The sequence below is a fragment of the Gordonia alkanivorans NBRC 16433 genome (assembly GCF_000225505.1).
GTDB classification, from domain to species: Bacteria; Actinomycetota; Actinomycetes; order Mycobacteriales; family Mycobacteriaceae; genus Gordonia; species Gordonia alkanivorans.
The window spans coordinates 1-19,283 of record NZ_BACI01000038.1 but is presented as its reverse complement, the minus strand read 5'-3'; the positions used below and the strand labels follow the sequence as shown (position 1 = coordinate 19,283).

General features: G+C 66.7%; 14 protein-coding genes and 1 pseudogene. 4 read left to right on the top strand and 11 right to left on the bottom strand.

Annotated elements, in window-relative coordinates; genetic code table 11:
• Nucleotides 1–79: 79 nt before the first annotated feature.
• Nucleotides 80–1,021, bottom strand: a complete 942-nt coding sequence (locus GOALK_RS05550) for a UTP--glucose-1-phosphate uridylyltransferase (protein WP_006357819.1) — start codon at nt 1,019–1,021, stop codon at nt 80–82.
• Nucleotides 1,022–1,154: 133 nt separating this feature from the next.
• On the opposite strand from GOALK_RS05550, the gene GOALK_RS05545 reads away from it, so the two are divergent.
• Nucleotides 1,155–1,733: a 5-formyltetrahydrofolate cyclo-ligase gene (locus tag GOALK_RS05545; RefSeq protein WP_174324720.1), complete on the top strand. Its 579-nt coding sequence runs from the start codon at nt 1,155–1,157 to the stop codon at nt 1,731–1,733.
• An 84-nt stretch (nt 1,734–1,817) separates the two neighbouring features.
• Here the strand turns inward: GOALK_RS05545 and GOALK_RS23360 are convergent, their stop codons facing one another.
• A complete protein-coding gene (locus GOALK_RS23360) occupies nt 1,818–2,144 on the bottom strand; it encodes an FmdB family zinc ribbon protein (protein WP_081474318.1) in 327 nt (108 codons plus the stop codon).
• A 111-nt stretch (nt 2,145–2,255) separates the two neighbouring features.
• On the bottom strand, nt 2,256–3,482 hold the full coding sequence (gene nhaA, locus GOALK_RS05535; RefSeq protein WP_006357816.1) for a Na+/H+ antiporter NhaA: 1,227 nt from the start codon (nt 3,480–3,482) through the stop codon (nt 2,256–2,258).
• A 226-nt stretch (nt 3,483–3,708) separates the two neighbouring features.
• Between nhaA and GOALK_RS05530 the strand changes: the two genes are divergently transcribed.
• Both GOALK_RS05530 and mscL read left to right on the top strand, forming a co-directional pair.
• Nucleotides 3,709–4,380: an SAF domain-containing protein gene (locus GOALK_RS05530; protein ID WP_050918656.1), complete on the top strand. Its 672-nt coding sequence runs from the start codon at nt 3,709–3,711 to the stop codon at nt 4,378–4,380.
• 156 nt (nt 4,381–4,536) lie between these two features.
• The gene (gene mscL, locus GOALK_RS05525) at nt 4,537–5,376 is read left to right on the top strand and encodes a large conductance mechanosensitive channel protein MscL (protein ID WP_006357814.1); all 840 of its coding nucleotides are present in this window, start codon (nt 4,537–4,539) and stop codon (nt 5,374–5,376) included.
• Between the two features lie 124 nt (nt 5,377–5,500).
• Here the strand turns inward: mscL and GOALK_RS05520 are convergent, their stop codons facing one another.
• The 8 genes and pseudogenes from GOALK_RS05520 to GOALK_RS05485 all read right to left on the bottom strand — a co-directional run bounded on the left by GOALK_RS05520 (nt 5,501) and on the right by GOALK_RS05485 (nt 14,762).
• Nucleotides 5,501–6,121, bottom strand: coding sequence for a GNAT family N-acetyltransferase (locus GOALK_RS05520; RefSeq protein WP_006357813.1), 621 nt, complete (start codon nt 6,119–6,121; stop codon nt 5,501–5,503).
• 1,474 nt (nt 6,122–7,595) lie between these two features.
• The gene (locus GOALK_RS24480) at nt 7,596–7,724 is read right to left on the bottom strand and encodes a hypothetical protein (protein WP_255219188.1); all 129 of its coding nucleotides are present in this window, start codon (nt 7,722–7,724) and stop codon (nt 7,596–7,598) included.
• Between the two features lie 270 nt (nt 7,725–7,994).
• Nucleotides 7,995–8,681 (bottom strand): MspA family porin, encoded by a 687-nt coding sequence (locus GOALK_RS05515; RefSeq protein ID WP_006357811.1) that lies wholly within the window; start codon nt 8,679–8,681, stop codon nt 7,995–7,997.
• A gap of 68 nt (nt 8,682–8,749) precedes the next feature.
• Nucleotides 8,750–9,391 carry an MspA family porin gene (locus GOALK_RS05510; RefSeq protein WP_006357810.1) on the bottom strand — a complete coding sequence of 214 codons (642 nt, stop codon included), beginning with the start codon at nt 9,389–9,391 and terminating at the stop codon, nt 8,750–8,752.
• Nucleotides 9,392–10,087: 696 nt separating this feature from the next.
• The gene (locus GOALK_RS05500; protein ID WP_006357808.1) at nt 10,088–10,753 is read right to left on the bottom strand and encodes a MogA/MoaB family molybdenum cofactor biosynthesis protein; all 666 of its coding nucleotides are present in this window, start codon (nt 10,751–10,753) and stop codon (nt 10,088–10,090) included.
• 97 nt (nt 10,754–10,850) lie between these two features.
• Nucleotides 10,851–12,326 (bottom strand): S1C family serine protease, encoded by a 1,476-nt coding sequence (locus GOALK_RS05495; RefSeq protein WP_196813061.1) that lies wholly within the window; start codon nt 12,324–12,326, stop codon nt 10,851–10,853.
• 237 nt (nt 12,327–12,563) lie between these two features.
• A pseudogene (locus tag GOALK_RS05490) lies at nt 12,564–14,037 on the bottom strand (HAMP domain-containing sensor histidine kinase).
• A gap of 38 nt (nt 14,038–14,075) precedes the next feature.
• A complete protein-coding gene (locus GOALK_RS05485; RefSeq protein ID WP_006357805.1) occupies nt 14,076–14,762 on the bottom strand; it encodes a response regulator transcription factor in 687 nt (228 codons plus the stop codon).
• Nucleotides 14,763–15,001: 239 nt separating this feature from the next.
• Between GOALK_RS05485 and GOALK_RS05480 the strand changes: the two genes are divergently transcribed.
• Nucleotides 15,002–19,090 carry a bifunctional nitrate reductase/sulfite reductase flavoprotein subunit alpha gene (locus GOALK_RS05480; RefSeq protein ID WP_006357804.1) on the top strand — a complete coding sequence of 1,363 codons (4,089 nt, stop codon included), beginning with the start codon at nt 15,002–15,004 and terminating at the stop codon, nt 19,088–19,090.
• The last annotated feature ends 193 nt before the right edge of the window (nt 19,091–19,283 follow it).

The window sequence follows — 19,283 nt, the reverse complement described above, 5'->3', positions numbered from 1 at the left end:
CGCACTGCTCGATACAACACAGACGAACGGTATCGGTCCCGCGCGCCGGAACGGCCGAGGCGCGCGGGAGCCCGGGCGATCAGCTGTCGGCGAGCCTCTTCTCGAGCCACTCACGCAGATCAGGCCCGTAATCGTCACGGTCGAGCGCGAAGTCGACCGCGGCCTTGAGGTAGCCACCCGGGTTGCCCAGGTCGTGGCGGGTGCCGCGGTGCACGACGACGTGCACCGGTTCGCCCTCTTCGATGAGCAGCGCGATCGCGTCGGTGAGCTGGAGTTCACCACCGGCACCCGGCTTGATCCGGCGCAGCGCGTCGAAGATCTTGCGGTCGAGGATGTAGCGTCCAGCGGCCGCGAGGTTCGACGGTGCGTCCTGCGGCTCGGGCTTCTCGACCATGCCCTTGAGCTTCATCACATTGGGATTGTTCGCATCCGGCAGCGGCTCGACGTCGAAGACGCCGTATGCGCTGATGCGGTCCTCGGGAACCTCGATCGCGCACAGTACCGAACCGCCCCGGCGCTGACGGGTACGTGCCATGACCTCCAGCACTCCACCGGGCAGGACGAGGTCGTCCGGCAACAGGACCGCGATGGCGTCCTCGTCGTCGTCGAGGAGGTTCTCGACGCAACCGACCGCATGACCGAGACCCAGAGGCTTCTCCTGGATCACCGAGGCGACCTCGAGGAGGTTCGGGGCCTTGCGGACCTTGGCGAGCATGGCCTCCTTGCCGCGCTTGGCGAGGGTGCTCTCCAGCACGAGGTCCTTGACGAAGTGGGCGACCACCCCGTCCTTGCCCGGGGAGGTGATGATCAGGAGCCGTTCGGCGCCGGCGGACTTGGCCTCCTCGGCGACCAGCTCGATGCCCGGGGTGTCGACCACCGGCAGCAACTCCTTGGGCACCGTCTTGGTGGCGGGGAGGAACCGCGTCCCCAGCCCGGCAGCCGGGACCACCGCGGTACGGGGGATCGGCGGAGTGTTGGGTACCGCCTCGTACTCACTGAAGCCTTCTTTGGACGCAGTCATGAATCCACCCTAGGACAGGTGTCCCCGGCCGGCCGGACGGACGGCAGTGACCCGGACCTCACCCGGATCGAGACCGTGGTCGGATACAGTTCGGTCGTCGGCGAGCCACCACGGGATGAAGGACGGACGCGTCGTGCGAACCCTGAAGGACCAACGGCGCGAGGAAGCCGCGAAACGCCGGTCGGCCATACCGAAGGCCGCGCGCGAGCGGGCTGCGGCAGACCTCGCCGAGTGGATACACACCTGCCCGTTCCGGCTCGAGTACGACGTCACGGTGGCCGCGTATGTGCCGGTCGGCGACGAGCCGGGATCGACGGCGATGCTCGACGCACTGCTCGATCGCGGCGTCACGGTGCTGCTCCCGGTGGTTCCCGCCGGCGAACCCGCACCGCTCGACTGGGCGCGATACACCGGTCCGGGATCGTTGTCGCCGGGGAGATGGGGCCTACTCGAACCCACCACCGACCGCCTCGGTGTCGCCGCGATCCGCGCGGCGTCGGTGATCCTGATCCCCGCCCTGTCCGTCGACAAGACCGGCGTCCGCCTCGGCCGTGGTGCCGGGTACTACGACCGCACGCTCGTGGGGCTGTCCGCAGAACTCGTCGCGGTGGTCTACGACGAGGAGTTCGTCGACTCCCTGCCGGCCGGCGATCACGATGTGGCCGTGGGCTGGGCGCTGACCCCCGGCGGCGGGTTCCAGGAACTCGGCTGAGACGACAGAACCCGGGCGGTGCGTCCGTCGCGTGACGGGTGAGCTCCTGCCCAGGTTCTGGTCTGAAGTTGTGCGCCCCGCGTGTCAGGCGGGCGTGGCGGCCTTGCTGTCGCTCTTGGTGGCGCTGCTCGAGCTCGACGAATCCGACGAGGTCGAGGAACTGCCGGACGTGGAGCTGCTCGACGACGAACTGTCCGACGACGAGGACGACGCGGCGTCCGAGGAGGACGAACCCGACCGCGAGTCGGTGCGGTAGAAGCCGCTCCCCTTGAACACGATGCCGACCGAGTTGAACAGCTTGCGCAGGCGACCTGTGCACTGCGGGCATTCGGTCAACGAATCGTCGGAGAACGACTGGACGATGTCGAACTTGTTGTCGCACTCCGTGCAGGCATACGAGTAGGTGGGCACCTGAACCTCCGAAAGTCAGTAAACGCTGACAAGTGTAACCGATTTTGGCACTCCCACATTCCGAGTGCTAACGCGGGTCCACCCAGCCCGCCCGGCGACCACTCCCGACCTCTATCCGCCGATCACGTCGCGGTTGACGTCGGGGATGTTGTCGCGGTTCATGTCGGCGTCGCGCGCCTGGTGCGCATCCCAGCGCAACAGGACCGCGGCGAGCACCGCGGAGATGAGCGAACCGGCCAGGATGGCCGCCTTGGCAGCCGCGGCGTGGTCGTCGGAGCCGCCCTCGAAGCTGAGTTCGGCGATGAGAAGCGCCACGGTGAAGCCGACGCCGGTGAGCATGCCGATCGGCAGCAGGTCCCGGATTCCGATGGCATCGGGCAGCCGTAACGGCGTGAACCTCGTCATCAGCCACGTCGATCCGAGGACGCCGACGAGTTTGCCGGCCACGAGTCCGAGCACGATGCCGATCGACACGGGCTGCACGATCGAGCCCTCACCGCCGATCACCGTCACGCCGGCGGCGGCGAAGGCGAAGACCGGGAGCGCGATCGCCGCGGAGTAGGGACGGACCGCCTCGTCGAGCCGTTCGGTGCGGGGGATCTTCTCGCCGCGGATGGCGACCGCGGGCACGGCGAAGCCGAGCAGCACACCCGCGACGGTGGCGTGCACGCCGGACGCGTGCATGAGGCCCCAGGCGACGAGGCCGACCGGGATCAGGAGCGGCCAGAGTTGCCACGACCGACGCACCAGCACGGCGAACACCGCGACCACCGCGATCGCGCCGCCGAGCATGACGAAGTCGATCTCGTCGGTGTAGAAGGTCGCGATCACGACGATGCCGAGCAGGTCGTCGACGACGGCCAGCGTGAGCAGGAACGTCCGCAACGGCAGTGGGAGGCCGCGACCGAAGATCGCGAGGACGGCGAGCGCGAAGGCGATGTCGGTGGCCGTCGGGATGGCCCATCCCCGAAGCCCCTCGGGGTCCCCCGCCGCGACGACGACCACGTAACAGAGCGCGGGCGTGACCATGCCGCCCACGGCGGCCGCGATCGGCACCCCGGCGAGCTTCACGTCGCGGAGGCTGCCGGCGACGAACTCGTGTTTGAGCTCCACACCGACCACGAAGAAGAAGATCGCCAGCAGTCCGTCGGACGCCCAGTGCGCCAGCGAGAGATGCAGATTCAGGGCTTCGGGACCGATCTCGGTGTGCAGCAGCGACGAGTAGCTCTCCCGCCACGGCGAATTGGCCCACACGACTGCGATGGCCGCCGCGATGAGCAGCAGCACGCCGCTGGTGGTGTCGAGAGCGGCCCACTGCCGCAGTCGGTCGCGTGTCATGGAACTCCTCTGTCCGCGGGGCACACGTACACGTGCCCTCTTCACGCCACCCTTCACCGGGCGGCGGCCGACCAGACTTCCCGGCACACCATGATTTGTTTCCGACGTCACCCTAGCGGAGGCCGACCCGGCGGTCGCTTGTGCACAGCACGACGCCGGACTCCACGACTGTCCACAACGAGTCCGCGGCACCATTTCCCGGGTGGTCGACGCCTATCGTCCAGCCATGCCACTGACTCGGATGTCGTTGCCGCGCGAGCGGCTCGGCCCACGCCTGGGCGACCGGATTGCTCACGCAGTGCGTCCCGGATGGACGCGCAGTCTCGCGGTCCGACGACTGGTCGCGGTAGCGCTGATCGTCGCGGCCGCCGTCGTCGCAGTGGTGGGGGCCCGCGCCGACGGGGAGTTCGAGGTGCTCGTCGCGGCACACGATCTGATACCCGGCCAGATGGTCGACGCCGGTGATCTCACCCCTCGGCTCGTCATGGGGAGCACGGTCCCCGCCGGGGCGATCTCCGATGCCGCACTCGCGACCGGCCGTACCGTCACCGGTCGCGTACGGACCGGGGAGATACTCACCGACACCCGGCTGTTGTCCTCGCGTCTGCCGGCCGAGCTGACCGGGGTCGACGACGCCCGTCTCGTACCGGTCCGGTTGTCCGACGAGGCGGTCACCTCGTTGCTCCGGCCCGGGGATGTGGTTGATGTCCTGACCGATTCGGCCGATGTCCTCGCACGACGCGCCGTCGTGGCGATGCGCACCGGTCAGTCCTCCTCGGGCGGGATCGCCTCCGGTCGAAACTCGGTGGCACCGGTTCTCCTGGCGATGGATGCCGCAGCCGCCCATCGCGTCGCCGCCGCGGGTCTGGAGTCTTCGCTCGCGGTCGTCCTGCACTGAACCCGCGACACTCCGGACGATTCAAGGCAAATGGATCGCGCGGTTCACGATCGTGGATAGGGTAGTACGAGTTCGCACAGCACATGTCGGATTTGCACCGACCGAAACCGAATCGCCGGAAACAAGAGCGGGATTACCAAGGAGAGGCCGCACACCGTGCTCAAGGGATTCAAGGACTTCATACTCAAGGGCAACGTCGTCGAGCTGGCTACCGCAGTCATCATCGGTGCGGCCTTCACCGCCATCGTGACCGCGTTCACCGACGGCATCGTCCAACCGATCATCAACTCGATCCCGATCGGTACGGACGCCGCACAGGGACTCGGCTTCCAGATCACCGACAACGCCTCGACATTCGTCGACCTCGGCGGCGTGATCACCGCCGTCATCAACTTCCTGATCATCGCGGCGGTGGTGTACTTCATCATCATCCTGCCCTACAACAGGCTCGCGGAGCTGGGCGGCTTCGGCAAGAAGTCCGAGGTCACCGAGGTAGCTCTGCTCACCGAGATCCGCGACCTGCTCGATCCGGAGGGAAAGTCGAAGGCCAAGGCCGAGGCGGAGAGCGATCTGCCGCCACATCTGGCCGAGCCATCCGCGCCGGCCGGTGACGTCTACACGCCCCAGTCGGGCCCCCTCGCACCGTACGAGTCGCCGTCCGGTGCCGGTACCACACAACGGATTTCGACTCCCCCGTCGTCGGGTCAGCCGTTCCAGCACGGACCGTCGCAGTCGGGACCGCAGTCGTCGCCGCTGTTCAACTCGCCGCAGGGTCAGCCCGCCGGCCCGGGAGGCCAGCCGTATCCGACGCCGCAGCCGGCTCCGGGTAACTACCCACCGCCCGGAAACTATCCGCCTCCCGGCAACTACCCGCCCCCCGGCTCCCAGTACCCCGGTGAGCAGCCGTACCCGGGCGAGCAGTACCCAGGTGAGCAGTACCCGAGCGAACAGTTCCCCGGTGACGGTCCGGACGCGCCGGGACGCCACTCGCGCTGAGAGTTTCACCCTTTTTCGGCCCTCGCCCACCAGGCGGGGCCGAAATCGTCGGTGACATCGACAGCCACCCCAGGAGGCTCCGAGTTCGCCGGATTCAGTCGCATTCGTCAGTTGGATTCGACCGCTACGGGTCGAGCCGCTGAACCCACACCGTCGGACCGTCGGTGAGGGTGAACTCCGCGCGCACCAGACAATTCCACTTGCGGGCGTAGAGCTCCGACAACCGCGGGTCCGACGTGCTCGCCGTGACGGGCATTCCGAGGCGCCGTGCCCGCTCGACCACCGGGTCCACCAGTGCCGCGAGCGTCCCGCCGCCGCGTCGCTCCGGGTGGACCAGAGCGAAGATGACGCGGATCGCTTCGTCGGCGACCTTGGCTTCGTCTGTCTTGCTCTGCAACTCCCGGAAACGGTCCACGAACCCGTCGATCCTCTGGACCCACCGACGGGTGCGGTCCTTGAGTTCGCCGTCGACGACACCGGCTTCTTCGGAGGACTCGGACACCGCGATCACAGCAGTCAGATTGCCTGTGTCGTCGAAGATTCCCTGGAGACCATTCATGCACTCGACCAACAGGACCTCGCCGTACCACCGGTACGCATCCGCCGGTGCGTCGTCACCGATCAGCCACCGGTAGACCGGAACCTCCCGCAGTCCGTTCTCGAGCAGGTCGAGCGCGCCGTCGCGGTCGGAGACGACCAACGGACGTGCTGCCTGATTGCGATAAGCCGCGTGCTGGGTCACCACTTAATATCAGCACACCAACGACGGCCGGGGCGAGTATGGCGGTTCACGGCTGCTTCGGAGCACCGAGACATGTTGCCGCCACGTAAGATATTCGTCACCGAGAATTCAGCATTCGCCCGCCACGACAGCCGGGACCGGGTGCGGTATTGTCGACCGCGAGGCCGTCTGAGACGGACTTCCGTACTTCACAACGAAGTGGCAATGAGTAGGAGATTCACGTGTCCGACGCGATCAGCATTTCCTGGATCCGCCTCTACATCGAAGAATTGGTCACCGGGTCCACCGAAGGCGAAACCAACGAGTAGAACAAACGGCGGCTGTCCGCCGATCGAATTCTGAACAACACAACGTTCAGTACGACGAAAACGCTCAGTACGACGAAGGAGAATTCTCATGGGCCAAGTTGTCGGTGGCGGAATCGAAGATGCCATCAAAGACCTGATGACCGGGTCTCTTGACAGCGACGGCGTTCCCATCGATCCCGAGGACTGACAGGCACCTTCCCAGGCGCCTGATCCCGTACAGCACAAAGGAGGAGACCACATGGCCACCGGAATCGACATCAACATCTCCGAACTCTTGAGGGACCTGCAGAGCGGTTCGATGGAGTCGGAGCCGGAGACGACCGCTTAGGCCGTCCGAGCTTCACACCGCCTTCTGGCCTCGTGCCGGGAGGCGGTGTTTTCTTGTGTGTGCCGAGTTTCTACCTCAGGGGAGACAACCGAGGAGCGTGAGGAATGAAATGTGCCGAACAGTTGATTTGTGCCGATTCGTCCACTGATGGCCATTCTCTGGTTGTCGATATTTCACTTCCACGTCCACTTCGGACCGCGAGATACTGTAGTCTTGGTGTCACGGCTGTTCGGCGCCTCTGTGGACCGACAGTCAGAACATTTTCCGACGAGGGAGGCACAACATGGCGGAGATCATTCAAGGCGCAATCACCGACGCGATCGTCGAACTGGTGACCGGCTCGCTCGAGGCGGGCTCCGACAGTATCGCCGAGTAGACCCGATTCATCGGTCAGCCGTCCTGCCGTGAATGGCAGGGCGGCTTTTCCATGTCCCACTCCGGACTGGCGACCCACGCTCGGATGACTGCCTTTTCGGCGCCAGAGTGCTGAATCGCCCATTGCTCAGCTCGACCGGTGCGCGGGGTCAATGACCCCGGGTGACGTGTGATCAGCCCCCCCGCATCGCTGACGACGGCGCTCATGTCCAAGGTCAGGTCGTGGTTGTGGCTTCCGGGTGGTGCTGCTGGGCGGAGCCGGCCTCGACCGCTCGTCGCTGCCACGTAGGAAAGCACTTGAGATCTGTTCCCGTACAACCCAACCGACGCGTCGAATACCTGCGCTACGCGTTCGGCGCCGGGTGTCGCCGAAATGCCCTTGACCGCCAGTCCGTACAGAGCCTGCCTGGCGTGTCTGTAACCACAGATCCAGACTCGGTCACTGCGTCACGAATACGGCTGCGTCCTAGACGATCGGGCTCACGACGGCGGCGGTGACCACGCTCGACGGCAGCGGGCCGTCGGCCGCCTCCACGTCGGAGGTGTTGCGCGACGCGAGATCTCCCGTACCGAAGCGGTGCCGCGCATGCGGCACGAGCCGTTGCGTGTGCTGGTACAGCCGGACGCCTCACTCGAGTGTCGTCTTCCGCCCACTCCTCGAGGTCACGCAACGCCACACTCTGCCGGCGACGGCTCCCTCACCGCCGCGATCGACATCAGCGCACGATCCCGATGAAAGCCGTTGTCCGCGCGCGGATCACAGCAGATCACAGGACTTCATCAGCACCTCCGCAGCAAAACGCCGCGGGGCGGGGATCCATGATGGATCCCCGCCCCGCGGTGCTGCTGAGGGTCAGCGAGTCGATCAGCCGAGGCTGAACGGCTTGCCGTTGAGCGCGACGACGCCCTTGACGGCGTCCGTGCTGACCGTCACCTGGATGAAGGCGCGAGCAGCGGCGTAGCCGGCGCAGCTCTCCACCTTGAACTGCTCCTGGCTGTAGGCCACGCCACCGGCCTTGCCCTTGAAGGTGTAGCCGTTGAGCTCGTAGTCGGTGTAAGCGGTGTTGTCGCCCGAGGTCTCGTTGATGAGCCACTTGCGCTTGACCTCACCCGGGCCGAGGCTGAAGCCGCCGCCGACCTCTTGGCCGTCGAGTCCACCACCGGCAGTGACGTTCAACGGATCGCTGTAGTCGATACCGGCCTTGAGACCGGGGAGGCCGACCTCGCCGCCACCGAAGTTCACCTGGCAGCCGACGTCGTAGCCGACCTTGACCGCGCCGCCCTTGGCCTTACCACCGACGGTGACGCGGACCTTGCCCGACAGCCACACCTCACGGGTGGTCGGGACGTTGCTGATCGGACGCTGCACGTTGACGTACTCGTCGAACAGCTGAACCGTGACCGGCGTGCCGTCGACCAGGGTCTTGGTGATCGTGCCACCGGCCAGCGGGCCGGCGGTGGCGCCACCGGCGCCGAGGCTGGTGAGGCCCATCGCGACGGCACCGGCGAGACCGGCCGCCGCAACCACGCGACGCGTGATGTTCTTCTTCATGATTCCCCTTCGTGGAATATCAATCTGCACAGGGCAGATAAGTCAGGAAGTGCTAGTTATCTGCCCGGTCAGTTGATGGTGAAGGGCTTGCCGTACAGGGTGGACTGGATCAGGGTGCCCTCGCCGCTCAGCTTGCCGTCGTCGGTGCTGTATCCCTTGGCACCGATGACCTTGGCCGCGGAGCGTGCCGAGGCGTAGCCACCGCACTGGTTGAGGTTGAACGTGAGCTGCGACAGCTGGACGGCGGCGATGCCACTGTCCGAGAAGTCCTTGTCGGTGATGTCGACGACCGCGACCTGACCCGGCTTCAGCGGGAGGCCGAGCGAACCGGACAGCGTGGTCGCGGTGAGGCTGATGGCGCCGCCCAGATCGAGCGAGATGCCGCTGACGTCGACCTGGCAACCGATGATGTACTTGACGGCGAGCTTGCCGCCGACACCGGCCGAAGCCTTCGCGGTGTAGGTGCCGGAGATCGCGAAGCCACGCGATGCCGGGTTGTTCGCCACAGTCGAAACCGGGTACGCGCTCTCACCGGTGCGCCACGTCTGGATGGACTCGCCGTCGATGCCGGCGGCCTTCTTGTAACCATTCGGCAGACCGGCAGCCGCGGCATCGCCGACGCCCATGCCTGCCAGGCCCACGACCGCGGCCGAGGCGATCGCGACCGCGCCCGCGGCGCGGCGCAGCCCAAGCTTGCTGAACTTGCTCATTCGTTCCCTCTCACAGGATTCGGCTGTTACCCCCGCGGAATGCATTCACATCCGCAAGTCATGACCTCGACGTTCGATGTGCTCCCCACGGTGGTGCTCAGCATGCTCTGACGCACTACTTAGCTTCCGTTGAGGATTCATCGAATTCCTGGTCACTGCTGCGTCGTCACTCGCGACAGATCGCAGGACACTGCTCATGTCCCCTTTACGGGGGCACCGAGCGTTGTCGAGCCGAACGTTATCGGAGGGGTCTCAGAACAGGCAACAGCTGGACTCAGCCGTGTCACGAACTGGAGACGCAGCATCACAAATATCGAATACGTGATCCATCAACGGACCAAAGTTAACGGTAGATAAACACGCTGATGCGGCTATGTAGAAGAAGTCGCATTTCACTCGTAATGAGGCGGGCGCTGCGCTTCGAACCAATCCTGAGAGTGGCCTTTGTGATCTTCGCCACACTCGTCTGTGGTGAGATCCGGGAGGTCGTCACCGAACACGGAATCGAGCTTCGCCCGCCGTGCAGCACGACGAGCAGCAGCGTCATCGCTACTGCTCATCGGTCGTTTTCCGGGGTGCTCACGGTCAGCCGCCGGCGGACGGGACGCCCCGTTTCCGGTCGGTCGATCGTCCCTGTGTTCCGGGAGATCCTTAGCCTTGCTCAACAGTACTCGAGACGAGTAATCGCGGCCATAATCAGAATTCACTTATGGACTCGATCACATATTTGGCGAGTGGTGCCGCGGTCGCCATTCCGTCGCGCACCGCGGCGCGGGAATTGGCCAGATTGACGACTAACGTCTGCCCGGAGATTCCGGCCAGCCCGCGCGAAAGTCCGCCGTCCGTCGCGCCGGCGGCGAGACCGGAACTGCGGACCGCCTCCTCGATGCCGCGGAGCCGGCGATCGAGCAGGGGCTCGGTGGCCTCCGGGGTGACGTCGCGGGCGCCGACACCCACCCCGCCGACCGACACCACCAGATCGACGCCACCGATCACCGCGGTGTTCAGTGCGTTGCGGATCTCCACCTCGTCGCCGGATACGACAACGGCCGCATCGACATGGAACCCCGCCTCGGCGAGCAGTTCACCGACGAGCGGCCCGAGCAGACGCTGGTCCTCTCCGTGCGCCGCCTCGTCGTCGACGACGACGACGAGTGCCCGGCCGATCTCCTCGCCCTGCGGCCGGTGGGTGGCCTGCTCGTGGCGCGCAACGAACTCCCGCGCGGCGGCGTCGGCGGCCACCACGTCGGCCGGATCGACCTGACCCGGATCACCAGCGAGACGGACGTCCAGGGACTGCCCTTCGTCGGTGTCGCCGGAGATGGCGGGGTTTCCGGGAACGGGGGATCCGGCGTAAGTCATGGCAGGCCCTTTCTCTATCTTCTCGGACCGTCCGATGGACGGTCGTGGTGCGCTCTGTAGTTGTGCGATTCGTACTCGCGGGCGGACGCGCAGCGCGTCACTTCACCTCGAGCGTGCCCAGCTTGACCTGCGCGGTCTTGCTGTTCCCGCCATCGGAGTAGGTCACGGTGACCGTGTCCCCCGGCGCGTGCGACCGGATGGCCGCCACCAGAGCGTCTCCCGACGCGATCGGACGGTCGTCGACCTTCGTGATGACCGCATTCTTCGGGATACCCGCGGTCGCTGCCGGACCTCCCGGGGTCACATCGGTGACGACGGCGCCGGGCGTGTCGGAGTCACCACTCGGACGCACGGACACACCGATGTTGGCGTGGCTGGCCCTACCCGTGGACTCGAGCTGTTTGGCCACGCGGATCGCCTGATCGATGGGGATCGCGAACCCGAGTCCGATGCTGCCACCGGCCTGTTCCTCGCCTCCACCGAGGGTGGCGATGGCAGTGTTGATGCCGACCAGCGCTCCCCTGGCGTTGACGAGCGCACCGCCCGAGTTGCCGGGATTGATCGCGGCGTCGGTCTGGATGGCGTCGATCACCGAGGTGGTGTTGGTGCCCGGATCGCGCGAGGTCAGGACCGGTCGGTTCAAGGCGCTGATGATGCCCGTGGTGACAGTCCCGGCCAGGCCGAGCGGGGAACCGATGGCGATGACGTCCTGCCCCACCGCCAGGTTGTTCGAGTTACCGACCGTGACCGGGGTCAGATCGTTCCGGTCGACCTTGATCACCGCGATGTCGGAGATCGGGTCGGCGCCCAGCACCCGGGCCTGCGCACGCGAACCGTCGGAGAAGTTGACCGCGACCCTGGCCGCGGGGCCGTTGCCGCCGGCGCTCACGACGTGATTGTTGGTCATGATGACGCCGTCCTCGGTCAGGACGACCCCCGATCCCGAGCCCAGCGCGCCGCCCGAGGCGACCTCGATGGAGACCACCGACGGGAGCACGCGGGCGGCCACCTCCTGGACCGAGCCGGCCGGTGCCTCGACGGGCGCGGTGTTCCCGTTCGCCTTGGGGTCGCCGCCGAGCGGGCCGCTGCTCGTGCTGCTGCTCGACGACCCGTCGGAACCGTCGGCCAGTGTGTAACCGATCGCACCGCCGGCACCACCGGCGACAAGCGCGACCACCAGCGCACCGGCGCCGAGTGCGGCCAGGCGTCCGCCGCCCTTGTTCTTCGCCGCCTGGGGCGGCGGGTTGCCACCCGACCCGCCGAACGCGGGCTGCGGGTAGGCATTGCCGGCGCCGGGCCCGCCATACGGGGCCTGCGGAGGAAAAGGACTGGTTCCCGGGTTGCCGTAGACAGACGTGGGTGCGTTGTTGCCGCCGAAGACGGGCCGGCCGCCCTGCGAGGGGAATGCCCCTGAGGCCGGCCCTGGAGTGCCCTGGCCGCTGTAGGACTGCGTCGGTGACTCAGAGCCCGATGGTGTGGAGGGAGCGCTGCCCCCGTTCGACCGGCCAGCGTCGTGCTGACCGTGCTGGCCACCCCCGTACGGACCGCCACCCTGCGAACCGCCAGTCGTCATCTTCGTCTCTTCCTCGTCGTCTGACCGGCACACAGCCGGCTCGGTGGTCTCCGCCGGCCCTGTGCCGGCAAGGTTCACTTCGCTCGGGTTTGTCGGCCGAAACCACTCGACCGGCGTCCCGCACAGCGCCTTGGTCAACCCTATGGGATCGATGGGCAGGTCACACCGGGTAACCGCACAGCTGTCGATGATGTGGACGACGGCCGTCGTGACCCGCCGATGCACGGCGCTTCACCCTTATTGACGAATCACTTGCGGAGATGGTTCCGCGGGAGTTGCCCGGCGGCAAAGTCATCCGGATGAGTGCACCGCCGCGCGGCGACGTGTCGGCCACGACGGTGCCACCATGACGTTCGACGACCTGCCGCACGATCGCCAGGCCCAGACCGGATCCCGGCATCGACCTCGATTGCGTCGAACGATAGAAGCGTTCGAAGACGAGACCACGGTCCTCCTCGGGAATCCCGGGACCGGCGTCGGCGACGGTGAGCTGCGCGGTGGACATCCCGGTCTGCGTCAGCCCGACGGCCACCGATGTCCCCGGCGGACTCCATTTCGCCGCGTTGTCCAACACATTCAGTACCGCGCGGGACAGTCCGTGCTGTTCACCGAAGATGTACCAGGGCGACAGGTCAAGCTCGAATTCGATGTCGTTGCGGCGGCGTCGGACACGTTCGAGGGCCTGCTCGATGATCTCCGCGAGGTCGACTTCCTCGTACACCACCTCGGGGGCGTCCTCGCGGGCGAGGTCGACGAGATCGCCCACCAGCGTGGACAATTCCTCGATCTGGGCCATGACGTCGGCGCGCAGGTCGACCATGTCCTGCTCGGGGACGGCCGGTGCACCCGGCCTGCTCGCCGCGATCAGCAGTTCGAGGTTGGTGCGCAAGGAGGTCAACGGGGTTCGCAGTTCATGTCCGGCATCGGCGACGAGACGTGCCTGGCGGTCCCGGGATTCGGCGAGTGCCCGGAGCATCGCGTTGAAACTCGCGGTGAGCTTGGCCAATTCGTCGTTGCCGGTCACCGGTATGGGTGTCAGGTCGTTCGTTCGCGCGACTCGTTCGACGGCCCGGTTCAGCCGGGCAACCGGTCTCAGGCCGGCACGTCCGACCGTTGTGCCGGCGAGAGCCGCCAAAGCCACTCCGCCACAACCGACCACGAGCAGCACCCAGGCCAGGCGTTTGAGAACGCGATCGGTCTGGATGAGACTCTGCGCCAGGACAAGGGTGTTGCCGTCGTCGAGTTTCCGCGTCAGCACGCGCTGATTGCGGGTGGTGCGCAGGCTCAGCGGATTGGTTCCGGGAACCGACGGCGACCGCACGATCTCGCGCTCGGGGTCCTCGAACGGGACCTGCCCGATGAGGTACGTCTGACCGCTCGGGGTCACGAGGGCGACCGAGATGTTCGTCGAGAACACGGTTCCCGCCACCAGCTGCTCGGGCTGGTTGCGGAGCACACCGGCGCGCGCCAGAGCCGCCATGCCGTCGGCACGGCTCTCCAACTGCTGGTCGACCTCGTTGTACATCGCCCGGTACACCACGAAGTAGGCGGCCGCGGCCATCAGACTCACCGACACCAGCACGACGGTCGCCGACAGGATCGTGACACGCGAACGCAGGGACACCGCCCGCGTCAACGGCATCGGCGCCCGCATCTCCTTCTCCCCGGACGCCCCCTTCTCCCCGGACGAACCGGGACCGCCGGCGAGCATACGGGTCAGGTGGTCGCGCATCCGCGAGGGCGACGACACTAGGGCGGGGTCTCCCGCAGCACGTATCCGACGCCGCGCACGGTGTGGATGAGTCGCGACTCGCCGTCGGCCTCGGTCTTGCGGCGCAGGTAGCCGACATAGACCTCGAGGGCATTACCCGAGGTCGGGAAGTCGTATCCCCACACCTCCTCGAGGATGCGGCTTCGGGACAGCACCCGACGCGGGTTGGCCATCAACATCTCGAGCAGGGCGAACTCGGTGCGTGTAAGGCTGATCGGCCGCTCACCACGGGTCACGTCACGCGTCACCGGGTCGAGCGACAGGTCCGCGAAGGTGAGCGTCTCCGAGTCGATGTCGCCTTCAGGTGCCGCGCGACGCAACAGCGCCCGCAACCGTGCGAGCAACTCTTCGAGTGCGAACGGTTTCGGCAGATAGTCGTCGGCGCCGGCGTCGAGCCCGGAGACCCGCTCGGACACCGAGTCCCGGGCGGTCAGCACCAGGATCGGCAGGTCGTCACCGGCAGAACGGAGTCGGCGGCACACCTCGAGGCCGTCGAGTCGCGGCATCATGACGTCGAGGATGACGACGTCGGGACGATCGGCGAGGATCTTCTCGAGTGCCTCGATGCCGTCGCCCGCTGTCTCGACGGTGTATCCGTTGAAGGTGAGCGACCGCCGCAACGACTCCCGGACCGCCCGGTCGTCATCAACCACGAGGATGCGCATGGCATACAGTCTTATCCGCCTCGGCTGAGATCCGCCTGAGCAACGCCGCAACACGGACCATCCGGTCTCGGAATTGCGCGCGACCTGCAGTTTCTCCCGCCTTCACGCCAGTGACCATCGACTGTGAGATCAAGTTGATGGTTGCGTAACGCCGGCCTTCGGGTTGCGAAACATCCGACTTCGACGCTGGAACCGTGACCGCCTCACCCCCCACGCACCCCGTCATGTCCCGATCGGTCATGTCCCTGTGCGCCTACTGCGGCGTCGGCTGCGGTATGGAGATGCGGCTCGACGACTCCGGCGGGCTGGTCAAGACCGTCGGGCGCGGCGATCACCCCACGAACTTCGGCCGGCTGTGCACCAAGGGATCGACCACCGCCGACATGCTCGCCGCCGGCGGACGGCTCGACGCTCCCCTCGTCCGCGACGACCGCGGCGGTCAGCTACGCCGCGGCGACCTCGACGCGGTCCTCACCGACACCGCGCGCCGGTTGCGCGCCATCGTCGACGATCACGGCCCCGACGCGGTCGCGCTGTACGTGTCCGGTCAGATGTCACTCGAGGCGCAGTATCTGTCGAACAAACTCGCCAAAGGTTTCATCGGTACCAACCAGATCGAGTCGAACTCCCGGTTGTGCATGGCCAGCGCCGGCACCGGCTACAAGCTGTCGCTCGGCTCCGACGGTCCGCCCGGTTCGTACCAGGACTTCGACCACGCCGACGTCTTCCTGGTCATCGGGTCGAACATGGCCGACTGCCACCCGATCCTCTTCCTGCGGATGATGGACCGGGTCAAGGCGGGAGCGAAGCTGATCGTGGTCGACCCGCGGCGGACCGCGACCGCCGACAAGGCCGACCTGTTCCTGCAGATCGAATCCGGCACCGACCTCGCCTTCCTCAACGGGCTCCTGCATCTGCTGATCTCCGACGGCCACACCGACGACGAGTTCATCGCGTCGTTCACCGACGGATTCGAGCAGATGCCGGACTTCGCTGCGCAGTACTCGCCGGAGGTCGTCGAATCCATTACCGGGATTCCCGCCGAGGACCTGCGTACCGCGGCCACGATGATCGGCGAGGCCGGCGAATGGATGAGCTGCTGGACCATGGGCCTCAACCAGTCGACCCACGGCACCTGGAACACCAACGCGCTCATCAACCTCCACCTCGCGACAGGCGCGATCTGCCGACTCGGCAGCGGACCGTTCTCCTTGACAGGCCAGCCGAATGCGATGGGCGGCCGCGAGATGGGTTACATGGGGCCGGGATTGCCCGGCCAGAGGTCGGTGCTGTCCGAGGTGGATCGCACGTTCGTCGAGACCGCGTGGGGCCTCCCGGCCGGCACACTACGCACCGACGTCGGCGGCGGCACCATCGACTTGTTCCGCAAGATGGCCGATGGCGAGATCAAGGCCTGCTGGATCATCTGCACCAATCCTGTTGCCTCCGTCGGCAATCGCAAGACTGTCATCGAAGGACTCGAACGCGCCGATCTCGTGATCACGCAGGACGCCTTCGCCGAGACGGAGAGCAACCAGTACGCCGACGTCGTGCTCCCCGCGGCGCTGTGGTCGGAATCGACCGGAATCATGGTGAACTCGGAGCGGAACCTCACCCTGTTCGAACCCGCTCTCGACGCGCCCGGGCAGGCGATCCCCGACTGGGAGATCATCGCACGCATCGCCTGCGAGATGGGCTACGCGGACGCCTTCAGCTATTCGAGTGCCGAGGAGATCTTCGCCGAGATCAAGCAGTTCGCCAACCCCGACACCGGTTACGACCTGCGCGGCGTCACCTACGACGGCCTGCGCCGGGCACCGATGCAATGGCCGTGCCCACCGTCGTCCGACGGGGCCGACCTCCTCGAAGACGGCGCGCGCAACCCGATCCGCTATCTGAACGACGGCCGGAGCCAGACGCTGCACCGTCTCGATGACGGATCGACTCCGCGACTGGCATTCGCCACACCCACACGCCGCGCGCAGTTCTTCGCCCGGCCGCACCTCGACCCCGCCGAGCTCCCGGACGACGACTATCCGTTCCTGCTCAACACCGGCCGCCTGCCGCACCAATGGCACACGATGACCAAGACCGGCCGGGTTGCCAAGCTGAACAAACTCAACCCGGAGCCGTTCGTCGAACTCCATCCGGAGGACGCCGAGCGCATCGGTGTCGCGGCGAAGGACAAGGTCGAGGTGGCGTCGCGTCGTGGACGAGCGGTGTTGCCGGCCAGGATCTCCGATCGGGTGCGTCCCAGGAACTGCTTCGTGCCGTTCCACTGGAACGACGTCTTCGGTGAGCACCTCTCCATCAACGCGGTCACGTCTGATGCGGTGGACCCGCTCTCCCGGCAGCCCGAGCTGAAGGTGTGTGCCGTGACGCTGACAAAGGCCGCCGGGTCTACACCGGCCGTGGTGCCGGTCGCCGGGTCTTCCGAGTTGGCTGTCGCACTCGAGGTTTCGGACGTCACCTCTCCGGAGTTGTCATCGACCGAACAGTTGTATCTGGCCGGGCTGGCCGCCGGGGTCCCGGACGCACCGTCAAAGGTTCCCACGGTTCCGGCCGATGCACCGCTGCGCCCGGAGGTCCGAGTGTGGGTGTCGGGCCTGCTGGCCGGGATGTTCGCGCGCACCGAAGTCGCCCCGCCGAGCGAAGAGTCTTCGGAGCCGGCGGAGTCGACCGGCACGATCACCGTGCTGTGGGCGTCGCAGATGGGCAACGCGGAGGAACTGGCCACCGAGACCGCCGAACGGGTGAAGGCGAGCGGGCTCCGCGTCGATGCCAAGTCGATGGACGAGGTCGAGGTCGGCGACTTGCGGGGTACCGCGCTGTTCGTCACGTCCACGACCGGCGACGGTGATCCGCCGGACAACGGTACGGCCTTCTGGGAGGCATTGAATGGCGCTGAGGCACCGGACCTCTCCGGTGTCGACTACGCGGTGCTCGCCCTCGGCGACTCGAACTACGACGACTTCTGCGGCCACGGGCGCAAACTCGACGAACGGATCGGTGAGCTCGGTGGTCGTCGGATCGTCGACCGCGTCGACTGCGAACCGGACTTCGAGGAGACCGCGGGCGGCTGGCTCAACGAGGTGATCCGCGCGATCAGCATCGGCAACCGCGCGCCCGTCTCCGGCGTCACCGACGAGCGGGTCAACGTCGTCAGCGAGCCCGCAGACTCGTCGGCAGCACCGTCGGTGAGGACCGCGCCGGCCTACTCACGCAAGAAGCCGCTGGTCACCTCGCTGGTGCGCAATGTGAAGCTGAACACCGAGGGATCGCAGAAGGACGTGCGCAACTTCGGGTTCCGGCTGCCCGCCGACACCTTGACCTATCAGGCCGGTGACGCGCTCGGCGTGTGGCCGCTGAACAACCCGGCCCTGATCGACGAGTTTCTCGACCGGACGGGACTCGACGGCGGACACTCGGTGACGGTCGGCGGCGACGACATGCCCCTGCACCAGGCACTGCGCGAACGGCTCGAGTTCGCGCGGGTCACTCCCGATTTCGTCCGATTCGTCGGCGAGCGTTGCGGTTCGGACGAGCTGAAGACGCTCGTCGCGGCCGGCAACAAGCAGGCGTTCAACGACTGGTCCTGGGGACGACAGTCGGTGGATGTCCTCGCCGAGCGCCCGATCCACGCCGACGTCGACGAATGGCTCGCGGTCCTCAAACCGCTGGCCCCACGGTCGTATTCGATCTCGTCGAGTCCGCTGGAAAGCCCCGACGAGGTGCAGCTGACCGTGAATGCGGTGCGCTACAACCGATGCGGCATCCAGCGCGGCGGCGTGTGCTCGACCTTCCTCGCCGACCACGCCGAGGACACCGAGGTCGGGGTCTTCGTCACCTCGACCACGCACTTCCGCCCGCCCGCCGATCCCGACACCCCGATGATCATGATCGGGCCCGGCACCGGCATCGCCCCGTTCCGCGGCTTCCTCCGCGAGCGGGAGGCGTTGGGCCACAACGGCAAGAACTGGTTGTTCTTCGGCGAACAGTACTCGGCCACCGACTTCTACTATCGTGACGAGCTGACGACGATGCTCGGCGACGGCCTGCTGACCCGCCTCGACGTCGCCTTCTCCCGCGACCAGGACCGCAAGATCTACGTCCAGGACCGCATGGTCGAGCACGGCGAAGAGCTCTACCGGTGGCTGCACGACGGCGCCCACGTCTACGTCTGCGGTGACGCGTCCCGGATGGCCAAGGACGTCGACGCGACACTGAAAGGCATTGTCGCGCAGCATGGTCGCCGCTCCCCCGCGAGCGCCGAGGCCTACGTCAAGGCCCTGGCCGCCGACAAGCGGTACGTGCGGGACGTCTACTGACGCTCTCGCTTCCTGAGATGCAGAAAGCCCACCCACCCCGCTCCATGAAGTGCGAGGAGCGCAAGCGACGACCCTCACCCCGCTCCCTGACGTGCGAGGAGCGTAAGCGACCGACCCCGCTTCTGAGGTGCGAGGAGCGTAAGCGACCGACCCCGCTCCCTGAGGTGCGAGGAGCGTAAGCGACCGACCCCGC

Excerpts from the sequence above, each read along its gene's own strand:
- GOALK_RS05480 (WP_006357804.1), top strand. The coding sequence starts at position 15,002 with ATGTCCCTGTGCGCCTACTGCGGCGTCGGCTGCGGTATGGAGATGCGG.
- GOALK_RS05530 (WP_050918656.1), top strand. The coding sequence starts at position 3,709 with ATGCCACTGACTCGGATGTCGTTGCCGCGCGAGCGGCTCGGCCCACGC.
- GOALK_RS05485 (WP_006357805.1), bottom strand. The coding sequence starts at position 14,762 with ATGCGCATCCTCGTGGTTGATGACGACCGGGCGGTCCGGGAGTCGTTG.
- GOALK_RS05550 (WP_006357819.1), bottom strand. The coding sequence starts at position 1,021 with ATGACTGCGTCCAAAGAAGGCTTCAGTGAGTACGAGGCGGTACCCAAC.
- GOALK_RS05515 (WP_006357811.1), bottom strand. The coding sequence starts at position 8,681 with ATGAAGAAGAACATCACGCGTCGCGTGGTTGCGGCGGCCGGTCTCGCC.
- GOALK_RS05510 (WP_006357810.1), bottom strand. The coding sequence starts at position 9,391 with ATGAGCAAGTTCAGCAAGCTTGGGCTGCGCCGCGCCGCGGGCGCGGTC.
- GOALK_RS05495 (WP_196813061.1), bottom strand. The coding sequence starts at position 12,326 with ATGACGACTGGCGGTTCGCAGGGTGGCGGTCCGTACGGGGGTGGCCAG.
- nhaA (WP_006357816.1), bottom strand. The coding sequence starts at position 3,482 with ATGACACGCGACCGACTGCGGCAGTGGGCCGCTCTCGACACCACCAGC.
- GOALK_RS05500 (WP_006357808.1), bottom strand. The coding sequence starts at position 10,753 with ATGACTTACGCCGGATCCCCCGTTCCCGGAAACCCCGCCATCTCCGGC.